This window comes from Maribacter huludaoensis (assembly GCF_029350945.1).
Taxonomy (GTDB): Bacteria; Bacteroidota; Bacteroidia; order Flavobacteriales; family Flavobacteriaceae; genus Maribacter; species Maribacter huludaoensis.
Genome location: NZ_JARKMS010000003.1, coordinates 34,545 through 57,567 on the forward strand (window position 1 = coordinate 34,545; position 23,023 = coordinate 57,567).

The 23,023-nt window shown below is 36.1% G+C and carries 25 protein-coding genes; 15 read left to right on the plus strand and 10 right to left on the minus strand.

Going from position 1 to position 23,023, the window contains the following annotated elements; all coding sequences use genetic code 11:
* Window positions 1-65: 65 nt before the first annotated feature.
* The 12 genes from PXC01_RS10025 to PXC01_RS10080 all read left to right on the plus strand — a co-directional run bounded on the left by PXC01_RS10025 (window position 66) and on the right by PXC01_RS10080 (window position 7,660).
* Window positions 66-599: a nuclear transport factor 2 family protein gene (locus PXC01_RS10025; protein WP_276472163.1), complete on the plus strand. Its 534-nt coding sequence runs from the start codon at window positions 66-68 to the stop codon at window positions 597-599.
* Window positions 600-911: 312 nt separating this feature from the next.
* Window positions 912-1,388, plus strand: a complete 477-nt coding sequence (locus PXC01_RS10030) for a GNAT family N-acetyltransferase (RefSeq protein ID WP_276472164.1) — start codon at window positions 912-914, stop codon at window positions 1,386-1,388.
* A 94-nt stretch (window positions 1,389-1,482) separates the two neighbouring features.
* Window positions 1,483-1,977: a hypothetical protein gene (locus tag PXC01_RS10035; RefSeq protein ID WP_276472165.1), complete on the plus strand. Its 495-nt coding sequence runs from the start codon at window positions 1,483-1,485 to the stop codon at window positions 1,975-1,977.
* A 91-nt stretch (window positions 1,978-2,068) separates the two neighbouring features.
* On the plus strand, window positions 2,069-2,500 hold the full coding sequence (locus tag PXC01_RS10040) for a hypothetical protein (protein WP_276472166.1): 432 nt from the start codon (window positions 2,069-2,071) through the stop codon (window positions 2,498-2,500).
* An 83-nt stretch (window positions 2,501-2,583) separates the two neighbouring features.
* Window positions 2,584-3,072, plus strand: coding sequence for a GNAT family N-acetyltransferase (locus PXC01_RS10045; RefSeq protein ID WP_276472167.1), 489 nt, complete (start codon window positions 2,584-2,586; stop codon window positions 3,070-3,072).
* Window positions 3,073-3,175: 103 nt separating this feature from the next.
* Entirely contained in the window at window positions 3,176-3,343 is a 168-nt protein-coding gene (locus PXC01_RS10050) for a hypothetical protein (protein WP_276472168.1), read from the plus strand.
* A gap of 107 nt (window positions 3,344-3,450) precedes the next feature.
* On the plus strand, window positions 3,451-4,863 hold the full coding sequence (locus PXC01_RS10055) for a carbon starvation CstA family protein (RefSeq protein ID WP_276472169.1): 1,413 nt from the start codon (window positions 3,451-3,453) through the stop codon (window positions 4,861-4,863).
* Between the two features lie 36 nt (window positions 4,864-4,899).
* The gene (locus tag PXC01_RS10060; protein WP_276472170.1) at window positions 4,900-5,442 is read left to right on the plus strand and encodes a DUF6090 family protein; all 543 of its coding nucleotides are present in this window, start codon (window positions 4,900-4,902) and stop codon (window positions 5,440-5,442) included.
* A gap of 44 nt (window positions 5,443-5,486) precedes the next feature.
* Entirely contained in the window at window positions 5,487-5,882 is a 396-nt protein-coding gene (locus PXC01_RS10065; RefSeq protein WP_276472171.1) for a hypothetical protein, read from the plus strand.
* Between the two features lie 159 nt (window positions 5,883-6,041).
* A complete protein-coding gene (locus PXC01_RS10070) occupies window positions 6,042-6,587 on the plus strand; it encodes a pyridoxamine 5'-phosphate oxidase family protein (RefSeq protein ID WP_276472172.1) in 546 nt (181 codons plus the stop codon).
* A gap of 20 nt (window positions 6,588-6,607) precedes the next feature.
* Window positions 6,608-7,000, plus strand: a complete 393-nt coding sequence (locus PXC01_RS10075) for a VOC family protein (RefSeq protein ID WP_276472173.1) — start codon at window positions 6,608-6,610, stop codon at window positions 6,998-7,000.
* A 51-nt stretch (window positions 7,001-7,051) separates the two neighbouring features.
* Window positions 7,052-7,660: a hypothetical protein gene (locus PXC01_RS10080; RefSeq protein ID WP_276472174.1), complete on the plus strand. Its 609-nt coding sequence runs from the start codon at window positions 7,052-7,054 to the stop codon at window positions 7,658-7,660.
* A 92-nt stretch (window positions 7,661-7,752) separates the two neighbouring features.
* Here PXC01_RS10080 and PXC01_RS10085 read toward each other — a convergent pair whose 3' ends face one another.
* Window positions 7,753-8,229, minus strand: a complete 477-nt coding sequence (locus PXC01_RS10085; RefSeq protein ID WP_276472175.1) for a Dps family protein — start codon at window positions 8,227-8,229, stop codon at window positions 7,753-7,755.
* Between the two features lie 196 nt (window positions 8,230-8,425).
* On the opposite strand from PXC01_RS10085, the gene PXC01_RS10090 reads away from it, so the two are divergent.
* Together PXC01_RS10090 and PXC01_RS10095 are read left to right on the plus strand one after the other, a co-directional pair.
* Window positions 8,426-9,325, plus strand: a complete 900-nt coding sequence (locus tag PXC01_RS10090) for a sterol desaturase family protein (RefSeq protein WP_276472176.1) — start codon at window positions 8,426-8,428, stop codon at window positions 9,323-9,325.
* Between the two features lie 61 nt (window positions 9,326-9,386).
* Window positions 9,387-10,013 (plus strand): DUF998 domain-containing protein, encoded by a 627-nt coding sequence (locus PXC01_RS10095; protein ID WP_276472177.1) that lies wholly within the window; start codon window positions 9,387-9,389, stop codon window positions 10,011-10,013.
* A 177-nt stretch (window positions 10,014-10,190) separates the two neighbouring features.
* Here PXC01_RS10095 and PXC01_RS10100 read toward each other — a convergent pair whose 3' ends face one another.
* The 3 genes from PXC01_RS10100 to PXC01_RS10110 all read right to left on the minus strand — a co-directional run bounded on the left by PXC01_RS10100 (window position 10,191) and on the right by PXC01_RS10110 (window position 13,611).
* The gene (locus PXC01_RS10100; RefSeq protein ID WP_276472178.1) at window positions 10,191-11,435 is read right to left on the minus strand and encodes a metal-dependent hydrolase family protein; all 1,245 of its coding nucleotides are present in this window, start codon (window positions 11,433-11,435) and stop codon (window positions 10,191-10,193) included.
* Between the two features lie 13 nt (window positions 11,436-11,448).
* Window positions 11,449-12,876 (minus strand): amidohydrolase family protein, encoded by a 1,428-nt coding sequence (locus PXC01_RS10105; RefSeq protein WP_276472179.1) that lies wholly within the window; start codon window positions 12,874-12,876, stop codon window positions 11,449-11,451.
* A 138-nt stretch (window positions 12,877-13,014) separates the two neighbouring features.
* Window positions 13,015-13,611 (minus strand): YdeI/OmpD-associated family protein, encoded by a 597-nt coding sequence (locus PXC01_RS10110; protein WP_276472180.1) that lies wholly within the window; start codon window positions 13,609-13,611, stop codon window positions 13,015-13,017.
* 129 nt (window positions 13,612-13,740) lie between these two features.
* On the opposite strand from PXC01_RS10110, the gene PXC01_RS10115 reads away from it, so the two are divergent.
* Window positions 13,741-16,764, plus strand: coding sequence for a ThuA domain-containing protein (locus tag PXC01_RS10115; RefSeq protein ID WP_276472181.1), 3,024 nt, complete (start codon window positions 13,741-13,743; stop codon window positions 16,762-16,764).
* A 64-nt stretch (window positions 16,765-16,828) separates the two neighbouring features.
* Here PXC01_RS10115 and PXC01_RS10120 read toward each other — a convergent pair whose 3' ends face one another.
* The 6 genes from PXC01_RS10120 to PXC01_RS10145 form a co-directional block, all read right to left on the minus strand.
* Window positions 16,829-17,575: a GAF domain-containing protein gene (locus PXC01_RS10120; RefSeq protein ID WP_276472182.1), complete on the minus strand. Its 747-nt coding sequence runs from the start codon at window positions 17,573-17,575 to the stop codon at window positions 16,829-16,831.
* Window positions 17,576-17,773: 198 nt separating this feature from the next.
* Entirely contained in the window at window positions 17,774-17,944 is a 171-nt protein-coding gene (locus PXC01_RS10125; protein ID WP_276472183.1) for a hypothetical protein, read from the minus strand.
* Window positions 17,945-18,014: 70 nt separating this feature from the next.
* Window positions 18,015-18,620 (minus strand): YkgJ family cysteine cluster protein, encoded by a 606-nt coding sequence (locus tag PXC01_RS10130; RefSeq protein WP_276472184.1) that lies wholly within the window; start codon window positions 18,618-18,620, stop codon window positions 18,015-18,017.
* 143 nt (window positions 18,621-18,763) lie between these two features.
* Entirely contained in the window at window positions 18,764-19,879 is a 1,116-nt protein-coding gene (locus PXC01_RS10135; protein ID WP_276472185.1) for a DUF2914 domain-containing protein, read from the minus strand.
* 105 nt (window positions 19,880-19,984) lie between these two features.
* The gene (locus PXC01_RS10140; RefSeq protein ID WP_276472186.1) at window positions 19,985-21,592 is read right to left on the minus strand and encodes a M1 family metallopeptidase; all 1,608 of its coding nucleotides are present in this window, start codon (window positions 21,590-21,592) and stop codon (window positions 19,985-19,987) included.
* 18 nt (window positions 21,593-21,610) lie between these two features.
* On the minus strand, window positions 21,611-22,942 hold the full coding sequence (locus tag PXC01_RS10145; RefSeq protein WP_276472187.1) for a M28 family metallopeptidase: 1,332 nt from the start codon (window positions 22,940-22,942) through the stop codon (window positions 21,611-21,613).
* Window positions 22,943-23,023 lie beyond the last annotated feature (81 nt).

Consider the following 23,023-nt stretch of genomic DNA (forward strand, 5'->3'; position numbering starts at 1 on the left):
TATTATTCCCCCATTTGTGGCAAGAGACAAATTGAGTAGAATAATAACCAATAAATACATAAATTATGAGAACTATTAAAATGATTATGCTTTTTACTTTTGCCGTGCTGTTCACTCCGCAAATTTGCACTGCACAAGAAATTTCAGCTACTATGGACTTTGAGAACGCCGAAGCCAATGTAACTACCGTGTCAAATTATGTAAATGCAGTACAGAATGGAGATGTGCAAACTATGGTGGCGCAATTAGCGGACGATGCCAAAATTTATGGCCTCTCTGGGAGTTTTGCTCAAGAAATGAACCCCGCTCAGTTAGCCGAATATTATAAGGAGAGCTTTGAAACCACTAAACATTCAATTGACGAAAACACGTCTTATGCCCCCATAAAAGTAACTGGAGGAATCAATGAGGGCGAATGGGTAATGGTTTGGACAACCGATACCATATCCAATAAAAAAACCGGGCAAAAGATAATGATACCAGCGCAGGTAACCTGCTTTTTAAAAGATGGAAAAATTACGATGATGGCGCATTACTATGATCAATTGAATGTAATGACATCAATGGGGTACACCCTACAACCGCCATCACAAGAATAAGAACTCCTTTTATAAATGTTTAAACCCAGAAGCTTCTTCTGGGTTTTTTATGTGTAATGTACTCATCTAACATTATTTTGTTGAATTAAAAGTACAACGTAATACCCCTTACAGAGCCTATTTAAATCTTACCTATTATAACCACTTATGCATACTTTTTAAAGGAAATTTAGGAGCTGTTTTAAATCAAAACTTTATTTTTAAATGATAATTCACAAAAGAATTATTAAATGAAAATGCGAATGGACTTAAACTTTACTGAAATACTTTGTTCATAAACGAGAACAACTGTTCTATACTTAAGTGCATTCCATGACAGGAATTAAAAAAGTTGACAACAATAAAATGAAAATTAAAGAAGTACATAAAAATGATTTTACCATTTCAACGGACAAGAACAAGCTAGATGTTGAAAATATTCATAAATTTCTTTCAAACGAAACCGACTGGGCAAATGGAATTCCTATCCATACGTTGAAAACATCCATTGAAAACTCCTTAAATTTTGGGATCTACTACAAAAACAGGCAAATTGGTTTTGCAAGAATAATCAGTGACTTTTCTACCATTGCCTATTTAGGTGATGTTTATATTTTAAAGGAATTTAGGGGAAAGGGATTAAGTAAATGGTTGATGGACGAAATAACTGAACATCCTAACCTTCAAGGATTAAGACGCTGGATTTTATTAACTGACACGGCTGAGTGGCTTTATGAAAAATTTGGTTTTACAGAATTACCAAATCCTAAATTGTATATGGAGAAGCATAACCCAAATGTATATAAGTAAAAACGAAAGGTTCTTTACTTCCGTATGATGCTTATCCAAGCTATTATCTGTATTTAAAAAATGAAATTATGGACGTATTAAAACTAGCAATAGAATGGGCAAAAGCCGAAGTATTGTCAACACGTTTCTTTATTTCTTTGCAATTGGCTTTTTTATAGCAAGTGTAGGATTTTGGCAATTGGGAAAAACAGATTTAGCAAAGGCTTATATTATTCCAACACTAGTAGTAGATATCTTGCTCCTAATAATTGGTAGCGGCACTAACTACGCCAATAATAAAAGAATTAAACAATTTGAAAAGGATTTTAATTCCGATGAAATTGCCTTTTATCAGTCAGAAATTGAACGATCTGAATCCACTATTAACCAATTTGTGGTGGTATTTAAAGTTGTTCCCATAGTAATCATCATAGCGGCATTATTAATTCTATGTTTGAATACTCCAACTTGGAGAGCAATCTGTATTACAACTCTTTCCATGTTAATGGTCATTTTATTCATTGACGGAAATGCACTGTCAAGAATAGAAAACTACCACAAAGCATTAAAATTGTTGGACTTGAAAAACAAAACAACTAATAAAATGTAGTAATTTGTCTTGTGTTTCATTAGAAAAGTAACACTCACAATTGCCTTGCTTTTCTTACGAAGTCGTTAACAATAATAGCATTTGAACGCAAATGGAAAAGAAAAAGATACATTTTGACCATATGAAAAGTTGGATTTGGATATTCATTCTATTCCTATCTCTAATTTTTATTTTGGTTGGTTTTTTTGAATTATTTGAATTTGAAAATCCAAAACTGAACAAAAGAATAAGTGCTATTGGGTTTTTTATACAACTGGTTTATTTCAGTAAAATGTTTTGGTATAAGAATTATGTTCAATGGAACAAAAAAGGAGCTGTTGTTCGGGTAAATTCTTGGATTTCAAAATCATTGAATTTTGACCAAATCAAAAAGACCGAATTAATTCAGAATACATTAATAATTACAAAGAACAATGGAGAAACAATTACGTTTGACCTAAATGAAATTAAGGAAACTGATACTCAAAAACTGAATGAGATAATAGTAAAAAATACTATTGCCAATAACGTATTACGCAACTAGAGCAAATTGGACTACAATTGAATCCGCTCGGATTTGCAAACCTTAGTTCTTAACCGTTTTGAATAATTTAACGACCACTTGAATTGAAAATTAGAAAAGCAACAGAAACTGATATTGACCAAGTATGGGAAATATTCTCAAAAGTGATTGAAACTGGAGATACCTACGTTTTCAATCCAAATACACCAAAAAAGGATTTGAAAAAGCATTGGTTTGCTGATTATATGGAAACTTATGTTATTGAAGATAACGGACAAATACTTGGTACATATATTATTAAACCCAATCAAATTGATTTAGGAAACCATATTGCAAATTGTAGTTATATGGTAAACCCCAATTCTCACGGAAAGGGCATTGGAAAAAAACTTTGTGAACATTCTCTCGAAATAGCAAAGGAAAATCAATATATAGGAATTCAATTCAATATCGTAGTAAGTACGAATAAAGGAGCAGTGGAATTATGGAAAAAATATGGATTTGAAATCATTGGAACTACGCCTAAGGGATTTAGACACCCTAAATTAGGATTGGTAGATACCTATATTATGTATAAGCATTTAAAGAAATAAAAAACTACCTATGACAGTGTAATAACGCAACTATTGCGGATTCGATTTTATATCAATCCACTTGTAATTGTTAACATTATTATTTTACCTAATCCACCACAAAATGAAAAAATTACTCTCTCTTCAAAATTTAAAATTCGTATTAGGTTTAGCAACCGGTTTTATAATTTATGATGCCTTTGCAAAAGATGAAATTGACTGGGTAAAAGCAATTGTTGTGGCCATTTTGTCTGTGGTTATAATGTTTGGGATTGATAGGCTTAAAAAATAAGATTAAATTTGCTTCGACTTAAGGCTAGAAAATTCTTCTTACTCCTATACCGGTCACTAGTTAAAACAAACATTCAATTCATTTTATACCAAGTCTAAAATAACCTCATGATTACATTTATTACGTCAATGATTTTATTGGTATTGGGGTATATGTTCTACGGCAAGTTCGTGGATAAAACCTTTAAGCCCAATGAAACTAAAGATACTCCTGCACACACTATGGAAGATGGGGTAGACTTTGTGCCCATGAACAGTAATAGAAATGCATTTATTCAAATTTTGAATATTGCAGGGGTAGGTCCTATTTTTGGTCCCATATTGGGTGCTTTGTACGGTCCCATAGCCTTTATTTGGATCGTGCTTGGATCTATCTTTGCAGGTGCCGTTCATGATTACCTAACCGGTATGATTTCCTTACGTTTTGGCGGTGCACACTTGCCGGCATTGGCATCGCGGTTTTTAGGCAAATCATTTAGTCACGTGGTTAATTTCTTTGCCCTATTACTTTTAATATTGGTGGGAACCGTTTTTGTAACCGCACCCGCAAATATGATCAATGATGTTATTGGTTCGGAAACTAATTATTTGACCATAGTTCTTTTTGCCATATTCTTTTATTACATAATCGCAACCTTATTGCCCATAGATAAGATCATAGGTAAACTTTATCCCGTGCTAGGTTTGTTGCTCATATTAAGCGCCATTGGTATTTGCGTAGGTATGTTCGTTATTGGAAATCCTATTCCGGAGCTTACGTTTCAAAATATGCATCCGCAGAACATTCCTTATTTTCCGGTTATTTTCTTAACGATATCCTGTGGTGCATTATCGGGTTTTCATGCCACGCAATCGCCCATTATTTCGCGTACCATTAATAATGAGAAAGATGGTAGAAAAGTATTTTATGGCATGATGATTCTTGAGGCTGCCATTGCCATGGTGTGGGCGGCGGCATCCATGAGTATTTTAGATGGAGACCAGTTAAATGAGCTGCTACAAAACGGAGGTCCTACAGCCGTGGTAAACAAAATTGCCATTATTTCATTAGGAAGCATTGGCGGTACCATTGCTGTATTGGGCGTTATAGTGCTACCCATAACATCCGGAGATACCTCGTTCAGGGCTGCACGTATGATTATTGCCGACTATTTGAACATAGATCAGAAAGTATTGAAGAATCGGTTTATGGTGGCAATTCCGTTGTTTATCATCTCATTTATTTTAACCAACATGGATTTTCAGTTATTGTGGAGGTATTTTTCATGGGCAAACCAAGTTACGGCTGCCATTGCCCTGTGGATCGGAGCAGTTTACTTGTATCAAAAGAAAACATATTATTTAATAGCCTTAGTGCCCGCATTTTTTATTACCAGTGTTGTGGGTTCTTACATATTCTATGACCCAAATGTTGGTTTGGGATTGGATATCGTACTATCCAATTGTATCGGTATTGGAATTTCTATTTTGCTGACGGTGTTGTTTTTTATGAAATTGAAAGATAGAAATAGTATTTTATGAGCAAATAGAAATTTACTGACAACCAAAGCTTATAATATGAATAAAACTATCATAGAATTTATTAAAGAGATAATTACTATTATAGTCGGTATTTTAATTGCTCTCTATATCAATAATTGGAATGAAGATCGAAAAGATGCAAAGTATATAGATCAGATATTTATATCAATGAATAAAGAGTTGAGAGAAACCAATTACGATATAGATGAAAAATTAATTAAGCAAAGAACTTTAATCGATTCTCTGAATTTTTATATGAAAGATGATGAGTTATCGTTAAGCAAGGTAATAGAAAAGTCAGAAGGTATTTTTGTTCCACTAATTAAACTTAATTCTTGGAAAGCTATTTCTAATTCTAAAATTGAATTGATAGAATATGATAAAATATCTGTCTTGTCAGATATTGAGGAACAAAAGGAACTTTTGAAAATGAAAGCGGATAAACTTATAGATTTTATATACGTGAATTATAAAGAGACCGGAGAAATTAAAAAGGAGTTTTTAAAAGTATACATGTTAGAGATTATAAGTACTGAAATCGATCTTCAAAAAGACATTCAAAAAATAATTGTTGAATAGAACTTAATATCACATCCTTAAAACATTAGAACTAAAGAATAAAATTGATTAAAATACTAAAAAAGCTATCCTGGTTCATTCTTTATCTATTGTTCAATGCGGCACTGTTTATAATTGAATTTAAAGTATGGTTTAAAAGAGATACTTCTGGCTACAGCGGCGGCAGTGGTATTGAGACCGTTGACGATATTTTAGAAGCTATTGGTGCCATTTTCAATATCTTGGAAAGTATTGCAATGATCGGTTATTTTTATGTAACCGTAGCTTTGGCTATTTTAGCCTTAGTAATATTTATACCGGTGCAGGTGTATTATATAAAACCGAAATTTACAAACCGCAGTAAGAAATTTTGGTATAGTTTGTTGGCTTCTTTTACGGTAGTGCTAGTATTGAAATTACTGCTATATGCTTGGGTTTTTGTAGACGAAAACTACCTGTAAAACCTAGCCAGCTGGATAAATATAGACTGGCTGCACTCATTTAAGGATCCCATTTGTCCAATGTTGTAATGAGCACATGTAAAGACTACTGGTCCATTGGGAAGAAATAGAAACAAGAAGTAGTACCTAGAAAAATTACACATAGCAAAAATTAAAGGCATGGGAAAGCAATTACAATCCATTACACCCCAATTACAGGAATTTATAGAAAAGCAGAACATATTTTTTGTGGGTACTGCGGCTGCAGAGGGCAATGTAAATGTCTCGCCAAAGGGAACGGACTCCTTTCGGGTCATTAACAAGAATAAAATCGTTTGGTTGAATCTAACCGGTAGTGGTAATGAAACGGCTGCACACCTCATCAAAAATAATAGAATGACCATAATGTTCTGCGCCTTTGAGGGTAAACCTATAATTTTGAGATTATATGGTGTAGCTAAAATATACCATAGAAGAGATCAAGAATTTTCAAAGTACATTAACCTTTTTCCTGAAAATACAGGGTCCCGGCAAATTATAGAAATGCAAGTGGACTTGGTACAGACCTCGTGCGGATTCGCCGTTCCGTTCATGGATTTTAAAGAAGAGCGAACTACCTTGAACGATTGGTCTAAAAAGCAAGGTGAGGAAAAGATCAAAGAATATTGGAAAAATAAGAATACCAAAAGTATAGATGGTTTTGAAACCCATATTTTAGGAAACTAACAGATAAAATAAACAATATATTGAAGCAATCCATAGCACGTATAGCATTGGTCGTTGATGATTACGATAAAGCCATTGAATTTTATACTAAAAAATTAGACTTCCTTCTGGTGGAAGATACACCGTTAGAAGGGGATAAACGTTGGGTCACAGTTACGCCACCAGGGGATGGACAATGCACTTTGGTTTTAGCAAAGGCGGACAATGAAGTGCAGGAATCAAGGGTAGGAAACCAAACAGGCGGACGGGTATTTCTATTTTTATATACAGATGATTTTTGGCGAGATTACTATGCCATGGTAGAAAGAGGCGTAAAGTTTGTTAGAGAGCCAGAAAAGATGCCGTATGGTATGGTAGCCGTATTTAAGGATCTATATGGCAACCTATGGGATTTATTGGAACCTATTTCTTAATTATAGGTCCATTTTAAACCAAAGAAGATAGTGCTGAAGTTTTTAAAAAATATGTTCAAGTTAAACGGGCTCACCGGTTTTACCATTTCCAGAAATGCTATAACCTTCAAAAGGCTGCTCTGTGGTATTGGAACATCTAGCATAGGAGAAAATAGTATTGAAATTACGGATTACCCTTTTGAACCTTCGGTTGTTTATCCTTCAGCAAGCATAGCAGCCCATGAAATTGATGCTATTTCCTTAGAGTTTGGTGTGTGTAAACTATATGTAAAAGATGATATTGTTTTTGTGTCCGCTGAAAAGAAGAAGGAACTAGAGCTTTTTGCCAAAGTTCATAATTTAAAATTGATACCCTATAGTTGGAATTGGGATAGGCTTCTAGAACCATACTTAGATACAGAGTTTACCAAAGAGAACGAGCAACGGGTGTTGAAGAGACTTCTGGAAAACGGTTTCACCGCTAATGAAATCGATGCCATAAGAGCCGAAGTGGAAAAACAAATGTATGCCTATAATTTTGATACCATGCTTTGGGATTGGTGTAGTCTAAGCCTATCTGATGTTTTGAGCGCCATGCGTGCAAAATATAATAAAGTCCAATTTCGTGACTTTTATGGTCGCGCTTTGGAAATTGAAAAACGTACCTCAACAAATACATAGTAATCTTACTATTTTTTAAATGGAAAAGGGACATAAAAAAATGGCAAAAATCTAAGTAGACTTTTGCCATTTTATTTAGGTAAAACAATGTGCTATTGTAAGGTAGACTTAAGCATCCAGATTAGTTTTTCTTGTCCGGATATTAAATCGCTAACCAGCGTAGCGGTACCTTCATCATTGTTGTCAGATGATAATTCCAAAATTTCTCGCTCTTGAATCAATAACTCGTTCAAGTTATCTATCAATAAAGAGATACCTGTAGCACCGTCAGACACTTCTTTGATGATTCTAATAGTCTTGTTGTCCAAGTAATCTTCAAACGTATGTAAAGGTTGTTGATTTAGGGTCAAAATACGTTCAGCTATCTCATCAACGGTTTCAGTAGCTTCGGTGTATAACTCTTCAAATTTTTCATGTAGAAGAAAGAAATTGCTTCCTTTTACATTCCAATGCATACCTCTCAAATTCATGTAATGAACTTGATAATTAGCTAAAAGAAGGTTTAATTTATCACTGATCTCTATTTTGTAATCTTGGTCTATTCCCACGTTTTTATGTAAAGTTTCCATAAGTATGTTGTCTTAATTTCTTGATGTAAAATTACGAATAAAGCCCCTGTTTATGGGTGACAAATGTTACATAACCCATACGATTTTCTTATACTGCTATCATTTTTTATGAGTGATAAAAGTTGTCTTTTTAAGCAATTGTAGTTGACCAAATAGATTCGTAAATTAGATAGGTTAATATAGATAACAAACCGCCATGCAAATACCCGAAATACCTAATTTAATACACTATGCCATTCCGTTTTTTACGGTCACGGTAATTTTAGAAGTCATACTGTCGGTAAAAATCAAGCTTCATGATTATGAGTTTAAAGATGCGGGTACTTCAATTGTAATGGGTTTGGGTAATGTGGCCATTGGCTTGGTAACCAAGGGCATTGCATTAGGGTTCTTTTATTTGCTGTATAATTTCTATCATATTTTTGAAATTCCGTTTGCGTGGTGGTCTTGGTTAATACTTTTATTTGCAGAAGACCTTTGCTATTATTGGTTTCATAGAACCAGTCATGTAAGTCGGTTTTTCTGGGCTAGCCATGTGGTGCATCATTCCTCTAAAAATTACAATCTAAGCACGGCTTTAAGACAATCTTGGTCTGGCGGATTTTACACCTTTATTTTTTGGACTCCGCTCATACTCATCGGTTTTCATCCGGTGATGGTTTTGGTACAGATGTCCGTTAGTCTAATCTATCAATATTGGATTCATACAGAGTATATTACCAAACTGCCCAAATGGTTTGAAGCTGTTTTTAATACGCCCAGTCACCACAGGGTACACCATGCCACCAATCCGCAATATTTAGATAGAAACCATGCCGGTATTTTTATTATTTGGGATAGATTGTTCGGCACCTTTGAGCCAGAGGTAGAAAAACCTGTGTATGGTTTGGTTACAAATATTGATACCTACAATCCTATAAAAATTGCTTTTGGAGAATGGTACAAGATGTTGGGCGATTTCTTTACTTCAAAAACCTCATTGGTAAATAGGTTCAAATACTTGACAAAACCACCCGGATGGAAACATGATGGCACTAGTATTCTTTCTACAGATTTGCGGAGGGATTGGGAAGAAAGTAAGAATGCGGAATTGTAATTTCTGTAACAATACCGAATGATTATCGTCATATAAACAACCAACCAATTCAATTTTCAATATGAGCAATAAGCTAATAGCGTATATAGGTATTTTAGGAGTTAGTTTATTTGCGATTGCCGCTATTGTTGGTCCGTTATTAATTGAAGATTACAGCGTAGTAAGTCAGTACATAAGTGAATCTTTTGCATCTAATACTGAATATGGATTGTATTTGCAATACTTCGGCTATGTACCAAGCGGAATTCTCCTAACTATGTATTGTTTTAGTGCTCCCAAAAAATTTCCAAGCTCAAAGCTAGTGGTAGCGGGATTTTTTGGTTTGGCACTTTTCTACGGATTAGGAACTACTTTGGTAGGATTATTTCCATGTGACGCAGGTTGCCCAACAGATGTAATGGACTCCAGCCTAGCTCAACTTATACATAATGCAGTGGCATCTTTAACGTATATATTTTTTCCTATTTGTTTGATGGGAATAGGGTTGGGTTTAAAGAAATCTGAGAACTATAATCGCTTATCTCAAATAGCGATTGTTACGGGAATCATCAGCGGTATTTTCATATTCGCACTATTCTCAAATCTGGAATCTGGCTATAGAGGTATTTTACAACGCATAATAGAAACCTGTTTCATCGTATTTATAGTTTCTAGTGCTTTGAGAATTACCAAGGATGCGGGAAAATAGTATTAAGTACTTAGTACAAAGTATCAAGTTCAAAGCAATTAGTATTAAGTATAATGATTAATAGTCTTGAAATAGCTGCGTTGCGCTCGTTATGACGAACAACCAACAACGAAAAACGAAAAACGATTTTTGGTCACTGAGCGGAGCCGAAGTGAACGGACAACGAACAACGAACAACTACTCCTTATAAACCACCCCATCTTTCATTACAAAAGATACATTCTTTATTACGGAAATATCCTTGGTTGGATTTCCTTCAACGGCAATGATATCAGCTAGAAAGCCTTTTTTTAAGTTTCCTAATTGATTTAAGTGAAACATTTTAGCATTGTTAGAAGTGGCGGAAATTAAAACGTCTAAGGGTTTCATACCATAATCCACCATTAATTCCATTTCTCGATAATTTTCTCCATGGGGAAAAACACCTACATCGCCACCAAAAACAATTTGCACGCCAGAGTCTAGCGCCATTTTAAACGATTTTCGTTTCTGTTGAATACGTTCCGGCTCAGGATCGGTACTTTTGTTCCAACCTCTATATTGTGTAATGGCATCACCTGCGGCAAGGGTAGGGCATAGGCCAACACCTTTTTCTTTCATCATTTCAAAAATTTCAGCTGTACCACCATCACCATGCTCAATGGTTTCCACACCACCAAGAATGGCTCTTTTCATACCTTCTGGAGTACTGGCATGGGCAACCACATATTTGCCCGCTGTAGTAGCTGTAGCCACCATTGCATTGATTTCTTCCTGAAGAAATGTAGGTTTGGAATCGGCACCCGGTGTCCATCGGTAATCGGCATAAATTTTTATCAAATCTGCACCGTTACCCATTTGCCTACGAACAGTGGTAATACAATTGTCAACACCACTTGTAGCTTCAGCACCTAAGGGTATCGTTACGCCATCATGAAAACCTTTTGGACCGTATGCGCCCGTAGCTACAATAGCAGGTCCCGCAACCAATAATCGCGGTCCGTCAATAATACCGTTTTCAATGGTTTTCTTTACGTATACATCTGTATAACCTGCACCTTCGGCCCCAAGGTCTCTCATGGTGGTTACACCTGCCATTAAAGAATTTTTTACATGTACCGTAGCCCTAACGGCACGTTCAACCGGAGACTCTTTGAGAACTTGGTCGTTCCAATCGGTTTCATTGTATGGGTGTAGTAAAATATGGGAATGCCCTTCAATAATACCGGGCATTAAAGTAGTTCCCTTTAATTCAATTTCAGTGGTATGGGCAGGTAGATCAATGCCAGATAATTTACCGGCATATGTTATTAGATTTTCCTCTACTAAAACCACCCAATTTTCATGCATTTCCGTACCATCAAATACCCGGTCTGGTTTTAAGAGTGTTTGTGAAAAACCAAGGTAGAAAGAGAATAGTAGGACGATAAAAAAGGATTTCATAACAATAGTGGGTTTAGTGAACAATAGCAGATGTTAAAAGTCTGTCCAGGTCTGATTTGGAATGATGATTTCCATTGGATAGCACCATATAAATATCTTGTGTGTTTGAAATATTTTCTAACGGATTGCTGTTGAGTAAAACAATATCGGCAATTTTACCTTCGGTAATAGAACCATAGTCCGCATCTTGTTTTAAAAATAATGCTCCGTTATAGGCTGATGATTTCAGGGCATCTAGCGGAGAAATTCCTGTAGCAACCATAGCTTCCATTTCTTTATGTAATGATATGCCTGGGTAGGTATAGCTATTGTAGGCCCCACTATCTGATCCCGCCAAAAGTGATACTCCGTTTTTATTCAAGTTAAAAGCCAGTTCGCCAAAGAATTGATCTAATGCTTTTCGGTCGGCAACCTGTTTTGAAGAAGCATTTTTTACCCGGTCAATTCTGCCTTTATAAGTTTGTTGTATTCCAGGACCCATATATTTTAAGTAGTCATCATCAACATGGTCAACTTCATCCAAATAACTAAGAACCCTACCAATGTGTAGTGTAGGAACAACAAATACATTGTTCCTTTTCAATTTGCCGAATGTTTTTAATGCGGTGGAGTCGGCATATGAAGACTGGAGTAGGGGCATAGCATCCCAAAATCCGATTTCTTTGTCTATCAGTTTTTGGGTGATTTCCTTTTCATTGCTAGAGCATCCTTTCATGATGTAATATAAATGCTCTACAGCATCTATACCTGCATTAATGGTAGCATCTAGTTCAACGGTAAAGGGCATATGTCCAGAAGTGATCAAGCCACGTTTTTCGCTTTCCTGGATCACCTTTAAATAATTTTCACCAGAAATTTGGCTATCATAGATTTTTACAAAGTCAGACGGTATAGCTTGCAAAGAATCTAAGGTAGTGATAATATCTTCATCAGTTTCAACTTCCAATGAACCTGCCCATGTACCGCCTGGTCCATCAATCTTTGGTCCCGATGTAAAAATAGTAGGTCCGACCAATTCATTGTTTTCAATAGCCTTACGCCATTTTAAAACGGATGAGGTTAGGTCTCCGCCAGCATCACGCACCGTGGTAATTCCGTTGGCCATAAAAAGCTTAAGAAAGTTCTTATTGGTATCAATTAAAGAATCTCCACCCCTAAAATGGGTGTGATTATCCCAAAAACCAGGTATTATAAATTTATTTGTGGCATCTATAACCGTATTGGCCTTTAGATGACCAGCATCAATGTCTTTAGTAATTTTGGTAATCCTATTATTGGAAATTAAAATATGTGCCGTTGAGACCGATCCGTCTTCTAGATTGATGACAGCACCATTTTTGATCAAAGTGTCATAGGTAGCCTCTTTCTCTTTATTACAGCTTACAATTGCCATGAGTAAACACAAGACAATAGCTCTCATCATTTTCAATATGCTCATCATATATATGCGGTTTTGCAACGGTAAGGTAAAAAGAATATGTGGTAAATTTTAGTTTGCGCTTTATATCCTATGGCATTTTAGACATTGGTAATGATTGTATGATTGATTGACAAAATGATTAAAAAACTCGGGTTAATTTCATTTTTTCATAGCCTGCCAACCACCGCCATTTCTATACTTGATATTCTCATGGGCATGTTGTATTATTTCCTTTATACGTTTCGCTTTGGTTTCTTCTCGCTTAGCTTGGTTCAACCAATATAGGTAGCTTTTACGTTGGCTATGGGTAAAGTTCTTGAAGTTGGTATGTGCCTGGCTATTTTTTTCAAAAGCTATTTGTAACGCTTCGGGTATGACTCCGTTTTCAACATCATCTAAAGAAGTCCATGATCCGTTTTCTTTTGCAATTTTAATCGAAGCTAATCCTGCTTCATGCATTAAGCCATTGGATTTTAAATCTTTAATATGATTTTTATTGACCTTGCTCCAAACGCTTTTGGGTTTTCTTGGGCAGAAGTATTGTTTTCGCTTACCGTCACCCAAACTTTTTACCGTACTGTCAATCCATCCATAACATAAAGCTACACGCACAGCTTCTTCCCATCTCATACTATCATTTTTATGAGCTACCGAGTAGAAAATGAGATGAACACCTGAATGGTTAGAATGGTTATTATGCAGCCAATTTCTAAATTCACTATCATTTTTAAAATACAACTCGGGTTTATTTGACATAACTATAGAAAAAGGGTCTTAATTTATCATAAATGTACAATGTTTATCAGACAAAGTATTGGTTAATACAACAACGCTCCCTATTTTTATCAATTCTAAAAACAACTGAACAACAACAACTGATTACGTATGAAAAAAATCTTCAATGCGCTGCTTTTGGGCTTTGCGCTTATTATTGTCTCGTGTAGTGGCAATAAACGAGAAGGGGAACCAAAGGTTTTGGTATTCTCTAAAACGGTAGCCTTTAAGCATGCTTCGATACCCGCTGGTATTTCGGCCATTCAAAAATTAGGATTGGAAAATGGATTTGCTGTAGATACCACCAAAAATGCAGCTTTATTTACTGATGAAAACCTTGAACAATATTCTGCCGTTATCTTCTTAAGTACAACGGGCAATGTATTGGACCAGTATCAAGAAGCCGCTTTTGAGCGCTATATTCAAGCCGGTGGAGGTTATGTGGGTATACATGCAGCAGCAGATACCGAGTATGATTGGGGTTGGTACAATGACTTGGCGGGAGCTCAGTTTTTAAGTCACCCAAAAGGAATGCCAACGGCAGATTTCATTATAAAGGACAAGAATTTTAAGGCTACCCAGTTTTTGACCGACTCCATTTGGACAAGAACGGATGAATTGTATAATTACAAGAACATCAATCCAGATATTAACGTGTTAATGACCTTGGACGAATCTTCCTATGAAGGTGGCAAAAACGGGGATTTTCACCCAATTGCTTGGTACCATGATTTTGATGGTGGCCGTGCATTTTATACCGGTGGCGGTCATGCCGATGCCAGCTATTCAGAAGACCTGTTCTTAAAACACGTATTAGGTGGTATTCAATATGCCATTGGCGAAAACTTGGTGTTGGATTATGGCAAGGCAACATCCCAAATACCGCCGGATGCCGATCGTTTTACCAAAGTCACTTTAAGTGAGGGTATGTTCTTTGAACCTACGGAAATGACTATTCTACCTAACGGAGACGTACTTGTTGCGCAACGTAGGGGAGAAGTTATGCTTTATAGTACCGAAACAAATGCCCTTAGTGAAGTGTTGAAGTTAGATGTATATAGCAAAACCTTAAATGCCAGGGGCGTAAATGCTGAAGAGGGGTTAATGGGATTACAAAAAGATCCCGATTATATAAATAACCATTGGATATATTTATATTATTCACCAACTGGAGATAAGTGGGTTAATCGATTGTCAAGAATGAAATTTACGGATGGTAAGTTTAATGTAGCATCTGAACAAGTAATAATGGATGTGGACAGCCAAAGAGAAATATGCTGCCATACCGGTGGTTCAATTGCATTTGATCCTGATGGGTTATTATATCTTTCCACCGGTGATAATTCTACACCGTTCAATGAGAAAGGGGTAAAATACGTAAACAATGGTTTTGCACCGTTGAACGATATACCGGGTCATGAGCAATATGATGCGCGTCGTTCTTCTGCAAATACAAATGATCTTCGTGGAAAAATCTTAAGGATAAAAGTTAAGGAAGACGGTACTTATGACATACCTGAAGGAAACTTATTTCCGGTAGGTACTGAAAAGACCAGACCAGAGATTTATACCATGGGCCATAGAAACCCATATAGAATATCGGTAGATATGAAAAAAGGATATCTCTATTGGGGCGATGTTGGTCCTGATGCAAGAGCTGATAGTTTGGGTACAAGAGGACCAAGGGGATATGATGAAATGAACCAAGCAAAAAAAGCAGGTAATTTTGGTTGGCCGTTGTTTATTGGTAACAACTTTGCCTATAACGCTTATGATTATGAAACAGGTGAGACAGGTGCAACATTTGATCCGGAAAAACCTATAAATAACTCGCGCAACAATACGGGGTTAACAGAATTACCACCGGCTATGCCTGCATATATATATTATCCGTATGTAGGATCACAAGATTTCCCTCAAACCGCAACGGGCGGTAGAAATGCAATGGCAGGCCCTACATATTATTCTGACATATTTGATGGCGATGAAAAACTACCGAGCTATTATGATGGTAAGGTCATTATTTACGATTGGATGCGTGGTTGGATGTTTGCCGTTCATTTAGACGAAAATGGAGATTTCAGTAAAATGGAACCGTTTGCGCCTAATATAGAGGTCAATAGTTTAATTGATATGGAAGTTGGTCCAAATGGTAAAATTTATCTATTGGAATATGGTAGTGGTTGGTTCTCACAAAATGCGAATTCATCCTTAGGTTATGTAGAGTTCAATGGAGGAAACAGACCACCGTTAATTTCTGATATGACCGTAAGTGAAACAGCTGGTGGAATACCGTTGACCATAAAAGCAACAGTTGAAGCTAGTGATCGTGAAAATGATGCCATAAAATATATTTGGGATTTTGGTAATGGAGATACTAAAGAAACCACAGAGTCAAATGTCAGCTATACGTATGAAGATGCAGGAGTCTATAAGTTAAAGGTGACCGTTGCAGATGTTAAGGGAGAAGAGGCAATAAGTGAAAGCACCGGTATCGTTGCCGGTAACTCAAGACCGGAAGTAGCTATCTCATTAGGTGAAAGTGCACCGGAATTTTATATACCGGGTCAAAAAATAGCCTATGATGTTACGGTAACCGATCCAGATGGTACTGCAGTTGATGCAAGCAATATTTTTGTAAGTGTTGATTATCTAGAGGGAATGGATAAAGTAGCCATGAATTTGGGACACCAGCAAGTTTCTGCAACGGTTACGGGAAAAGCATTGACCCAAGCAATGGACTGTAAAACGTGCCATAAAGAGGCAGAACCATCTATTGGTCCAAATTATAAAGATATTGCGGCGAAATATAGAAAGCGTAAAGATGCTCTAAAGTACTTACAAGGTAAAATGAAAACAGGTGGTTCAGGAGTTTGGGGAGAGGTAACAATGCCTGCACACCCTAACATCACATCTGACGAAACCAGACAGATCGGTTTGTACATACTATCATTGAACGGTGATGAAAAGAAAGAGAAGTCCTTGCCGTCTAAAGGTATTATTACGGCAGAGTCCTCAGCACCGGGCAATATGTTGGTGATTACAGCTAGTTATACAGATGCAGGTGCCGAAGGTACTATACCGCTTACAGGTTCTAAATCTGTAGTCTTACCGGCCAAAACTGAAAATAAATAATGAATTCAAGTAATAAAAAAAAGCCCGCTGCATTGCGGGCTTTTTTATATATAAGGGTGAAATATTACTTTAATTTTTTACTTATCAATTCACCCACTTGCATTAATAAGTCTATTTCAGCTTTGGTAAAATCATATGGTACTGGTTTTGCAATACCAATAGTTCCGTATAACTTGTTATCGTATATTAGGGGAGCGGCCAATGACCCCTCAACTTTAGTGTCCTTGGCGGAAGGACGTGCCACTCCAGAATCATCTGTTTGTAAATTGCACATTTCAACAGGTTTTCTGCGTTCAGCTGCAATACCCGCCATACCTTTACCTATAGGAATAGTAGATAGTTTAAGAATCAAAAATTCAGGGATTCCTATATAAGAATTAAGTTGTAACAAAGCATCTTTATCTAAAAAGTGTAACGTACCGGTAGAGCAATTAAAATGTGCTAACACTGTTTTTAGAAGATGGTTCCAATTAATAGTGTCATTTGAAAGTTGGATCTGGATAGTGGCTAAAAAATCTTCAATGCTGTTCATAGTGAAGTTTACTAAGTATTTTTCAAGTTCAAAATTAAGGATTTCGCTAATCTCATCCGCTCTATCAACGATCATAAAATGTTCTCCACCTTCAATTAGCTTTGTTCTTGTCTTACCCCTAGGTGGAATCAATTTGTCTTTTGTGCCATTTATTTTTAGCACTTTGGTAGATGTAATTGTGTTTTGCCATGCGGTAAATTCTTGTAATGCCCATTTTACAAAACTTAGATCCGTATCATAAAGAATCTCATAAAATAATTTAGAATTATGGGCTCCCATAAGCTACTTGGAAATGATTTTAGGAGGATTAAAGAGAGCAGTAGGTATTAGCTTTATAATTTTTGAATTTCCTACCCATTTATAAATTGACCTCAGTTCATATTTGGTTTGAACCGAAGAAATAAGAACAATTTTTATTGGGCTAAGAATTTTGCCTATTTCAGTAGCAATTAAGCCTCCAAAACTAACACTGATAAGTCAGAACTCGTCATCCGTTTCAATTACCTCGCTTAACCTTTTGGCATAAACTTTAATGGATTCATTTTTATGGGGAGTTATCCAATCTAATGCTATCAGTTCAATATCTAGGTTTAAGTGTTCAAAGACCCTTTGATCGGCACCCAATCCGCTAATAGCATAAATTTTCAAACTATCCTTTTAAAAGTGATTGTTAACTTACCTATAAAGGTCCGTTTTACACCATTTTAATTCATCTAGATTAAACTATTTTTCTTCTCTTGGGTGGTTTTCTATAGGCATAATACGCCAAAACAGCTTGGATGGCCTTCTCAATAGCAATTCTAATTGGAAACAAGTTTTCACCTAAAGACTCATCTATAGAACGGACTTGCATGTAGTAGTTACTAATAAGTGGATAGTTTGTTTTTGTTGCAATATGTAATTCTGCCTTTGCAACTGCCTCAGATTTATTTTCTTTGATTGGCTTGCAGGTCACCAACATAGGTTTGTGGTTTTTGTGCAACATGGCAGAAAAACCGAACAATCTACAAATTAGTCCCCTATGGGCATATTCTGAACAAAAACCCTTTGCACCTGGGGCAATGATTTTGTTTAGAACAGGACATATTTTATTGTCCTTGTCAATTTGAAGATTTTCTAGCCATTGCTCAGCTTCCCCGTTTATAAATAGGTGATATGCGAGTGGTAAAAACTCTAATGCGGTAGCGTTGATGTCTGGTTTTAGACAACAATTTCCACAATTGGCAACACAGCCAAGTCCTGTAGATTTTTGAAAGGAGCCTAACTCCTTATCCAATTGGTCGAAGATACGTTCTACCGCTTGAACCTTTTGATATAGCGTCACTTATGAGTTTAAGGTGGCGCGAAGGTAGTCTATGTTTTCATACGCGTAACAATTAAAAAATATATTAATTGAATTTAGTAGAATTAATAGTTAAGTTTAGTGCTAATTATTTGAATTTCAGAAAATTATATTTTTTTTTGTATTTAAAATAACGAGGTTTTAAGCCGTAATTTTTTTTGATTTGTTATGGGTTTTATTTTAAAGGATATGACCCCTAATACTTGCTCTTCTTCTGTTAAAACTTGAACCTCCCAATCACCGGCACTTATATTGGTCTTGTACGTATAACCCCTAAATCCGCCATCTCTTCCACCTGTAATATCATAACCAATATCTTCAACGGTTACCCATTCCTTGGTTTTCTCATTATACCTTCTCCATCTATGAAAAATGGATTTTTTTAAATCTGTAGGCGCAAAAATGGAAGAAAAAATATATACAGGTTGGTCTGGAGAATAACTAAAATCCAGTTTATGTTTTCTCCAAAATATATAGGAATCTTCAGACTCATAAGTAACTTCGTAGTTGCCGTTTCTTTGAATGACCTTATGTGCTACAATACCTTTGTCCAACGCCAAGGGTACGGGAGGAATCAATTTCAGGAAATAAAATAGATTGATTATTCCGTAAATGGCTATGATGATAAACACCATTTTTCCTAGCTTAATTTCTTTTCTGGTACTAGGACTTTTACTATAGATAATAGTTAAAAGAACCAATGTACTTACCAAGCTGACACCACCCGAAATTAAAAATATGTTGGTGTTCAATTCTTTTAAAAAAACAGGAATCATAAAAGTGAAAAATGTAAAGCTTATAAAGTAATACACGCCAAATTGAAGATACTTATTGGAAATACGTTTTTTTAAAAATTCATTGGCAATTAATAGTAAAACAAGAATAATAAAGAACGATGCCGTTTTTGATAATGAAACACTTCTTGAGAAATAGATAACATAGGCACTTGATAATCCTCCAAAAAAGAATTGAATAGCTAAAGGTAAGTACTCCTCATATCGCGCTAAAAATGTATTGACCCATTTTCCGTCATCTGCTAAATTATACAGATATAATGTTATGGACAACGAGGTCATGTGCAGACATAGAACCGTTAAGTCATACGTTCTGTCAATACGCCCTAGGGTTAAGGTATCAAAAATAAACCCACCTATAAAGAATAATATTGGCGCATATTTAGAGTGCTTTCTAATAAAATTTCTAAAAGCACTATTTCTATATCTGGCAAGGGTTTTCTTCATGAAAGCTTAATACTATGAGCGCAAAAGTAATTGAATGAAACAATTGAGATTTACCTTATTTAACATTTCATGAACGCTAAAGATCAAAACGTTAAATGCGTTGATCTAATTTTTAGTTTCAACATAGAAATTTGGGTCTACCTGTAATGAATTCAAGTCACCTTTAATGTTCTCGGTTTTCCAATTAGTAGTTGGTTCTATCCAAGCGGCAGTGCCATTTACGTATATTTTCAATGGCATGGTAAAATCTTCGACAGTATTGATAAAGCGATAGGTGAGCTTATTACCTTTCACCTTATATTCAAAAACCGGAATTTTTGTAGTTCTTAAATACTGATCAAAGAAAGGTTTTAAATCTCTTTTCATTTCTAAAGTGATAACCTTTTCAATTTCATCTGTAGTTACCGTCTTGTGATAAAATTCTGAATTAAGTCCGCGTAAGATAGTTCTCCATTTTCTGTCATTATCAACAATTTGGCGTAGGGTATGCAATATGTTAGAGCCTTTATAATACATATCTCCACTACCTTCATGATTTACATTATAAATACCAATAATAGGTTTGTCATTTCTAATATTGTTCCTTATTCCTTGAATGTAGGCGTTTGCAGCTTCTGTACCATAATGATAGTCTAGGAACAAGCTTTCTGAGTAACAGGTAAACCCTTCATGAACCCACATATCTGCGGCATCTTTATACGTAATGTTATTGGCAAACCACTCATGGCCGGCCTCATGTATTATGATAAAGTCAAATTTTAATCCCCATCCGGTATTTGACAGATCCCTTCCTAAATATCCCTTTTTGTATTGGTTTCCATAAGTTACGGAACTTTGGTGCTCCATGCCTAAATAAGGAACCTCTACCAATTTAAAAGAGTCTTCGTAGAATGGATACGGACCAAACCAATATTCAAAAGCTTTCATCATTTTAGGGGCGTCCTTAAAATGTTCTTTTGCCTTTTCCAGATTATCCTTTAACACGTAATAGTCCATATCAAGAGCACCTTTTTCACCTTGGTACATTTCGCTAAAATGAACATAATCCCCAATATTGACATTTACGCCGTAGTTATTGATAGGATTAGAAACAAACCAATTGTAGGTGTTGGTTTCTTTGTTTACACTGCGTAACCTACCATTAGAAACGTTCATAAGACCTTTTGGAGCTTTTACACTGATCAGCATACTATCTACCTCATCATACATATGGTCTTTATTGGGCCACCAGACACTGGCACCTAAACCTTGGCAAGAGGTTGCCACAAAATCTTTACCGTTGTTGTCCTTTTTCCAAGAAAATCCACCATCCCATGGTGCATTGACCGCTTCTTTAGGATGACCTGAATAGGTAACTACAATTTCATTGAATTCCCCTTTTATCTGGGGTTTGGTCAACTGTACAAAATGTGCATTTATATTATGGGTTACGGAAAGTTCTTTTCCGTCTTGAGTAACCTTTTCAATGCTTAGAGGAGGTTGAAGGTCTACTTGTAGAACTTGATGGGGTTCTAGCACTTTATAGCGAATTGTGTTGCTGCCACTTATGAATTTCTCATTTGGGTCTACCGCAATATCCAAATGATAGTAATTAAGATCCCACCATTCTCGTTCTGGGGTAATACTACCTCTAAGCGTATCTTGTTCGGTAAAAGTTTGTGCCTGGGTAAATGTGCAAATGGCTAAAGCCAAAAAAGTGATAGTTTTTTTCATAAGTAGCAAGCTTTTATTTTATCTGAAAATACCGTTAGGAAATACAACCGGACTTTCAAATCCGTCTTTACCAACGGCGGATACTCCGAAAAAATAATTATCAATAACAATGCCTTCCAAAACAAATTCAGAAACATCACCAACGTACCTGCTATAATCCCAAGTAGGGGATGTGGTGTCTCTCCAGTAAATTTTATAGCCTTTTGCGCCATCTACCTTACTCCATTGAAACTTCGCCGCAGGTTCAACAATACCACCAATTTTAACAGTTGTTGGGGCAGGAGGTGCCCAAGCTATAGATGCCATGTTTATAGCATTTACAACCGTTAATTTCGCGGCATACTCAAAATTTACATGTTCTAGAACATCACCATATGCAATACCATCTTCAACACGAATATCTTGATGTTGTTGCGTGTAGTTTTCATGAGCTTCCATAATTCGAATTCCAGGGAAACCTGCATCGTTAAAAGGTCTATGGTGACCACCACGTCCAAAGCGGTCTAGACGATAAATCATCATTGGGTTCATCTCTGGCATGTATTGCTTCACGTTTTTATGTACGTAGCGGGCCAATTGTCTAGAAACACCATCAACCTCACCGCCATAAAAACGTCTTGCTTTACGTTGTTTTTCAGTTTCTGTAGGTGGAACAGGTTCAGAGAATATTCTAAAATCAACGTTACTGATAGTGCCGTCAACTCCTTTTATATTACCGATCATATCATTATTGAATATGCCGATTATTTCCCAACCTTTATCCTTGGCATATTGTGCTATGCCACCGCCGCCAAAAAGACCTTGTTCCTCACCTGAAAGACCCATGTAGATAATACTATTTTCAAACGTGTATTTAGAAAGTACGCGAGCGGCTTCTAACGTTCCTGCCATTCCACTTGCATTGTCATTTGCCCCTGGCGAGTCGTCAGTGTAATTGGTGGGGTCGCTAACACGAGAATCAATATCACCGCTCATAATAATGTATCGATTGGGGTATTTAGTACCTTTTTGAACGGCAAGTACGTTCACTACCTCAACATCTTTAACAATACGGTCGTTAGCGCCTTTTTTAACTAAATCTTTTTGATAAAACACGTTTAAGCAACCTTTGCATGCCGCAGATGTTTTTTCGAATTCACTTTTGATCCATCTTCTTGCCGCACCAATTCCCCTGGTATTGGAAACTGTATCGCTTAACGTATGTCTTGTTCCAAAATTTGCGAGTTTGGTAACGTCGTTTTTAATACGTTCGGCAGAGACGGCATCAATAATATCATAAATACGTTGATCTTTTTGTGCTGTTAAGGTCATAGCCGAGATTAACAATGCAAGAAGTAAAAATCTTTTCATTTCATTTTTTTTTTTTGAGTTAGTAAAGTTAGTTTGGGTAATCGGTTTCTAAAATTAAGTAAAATATAAGGCTGACCATAA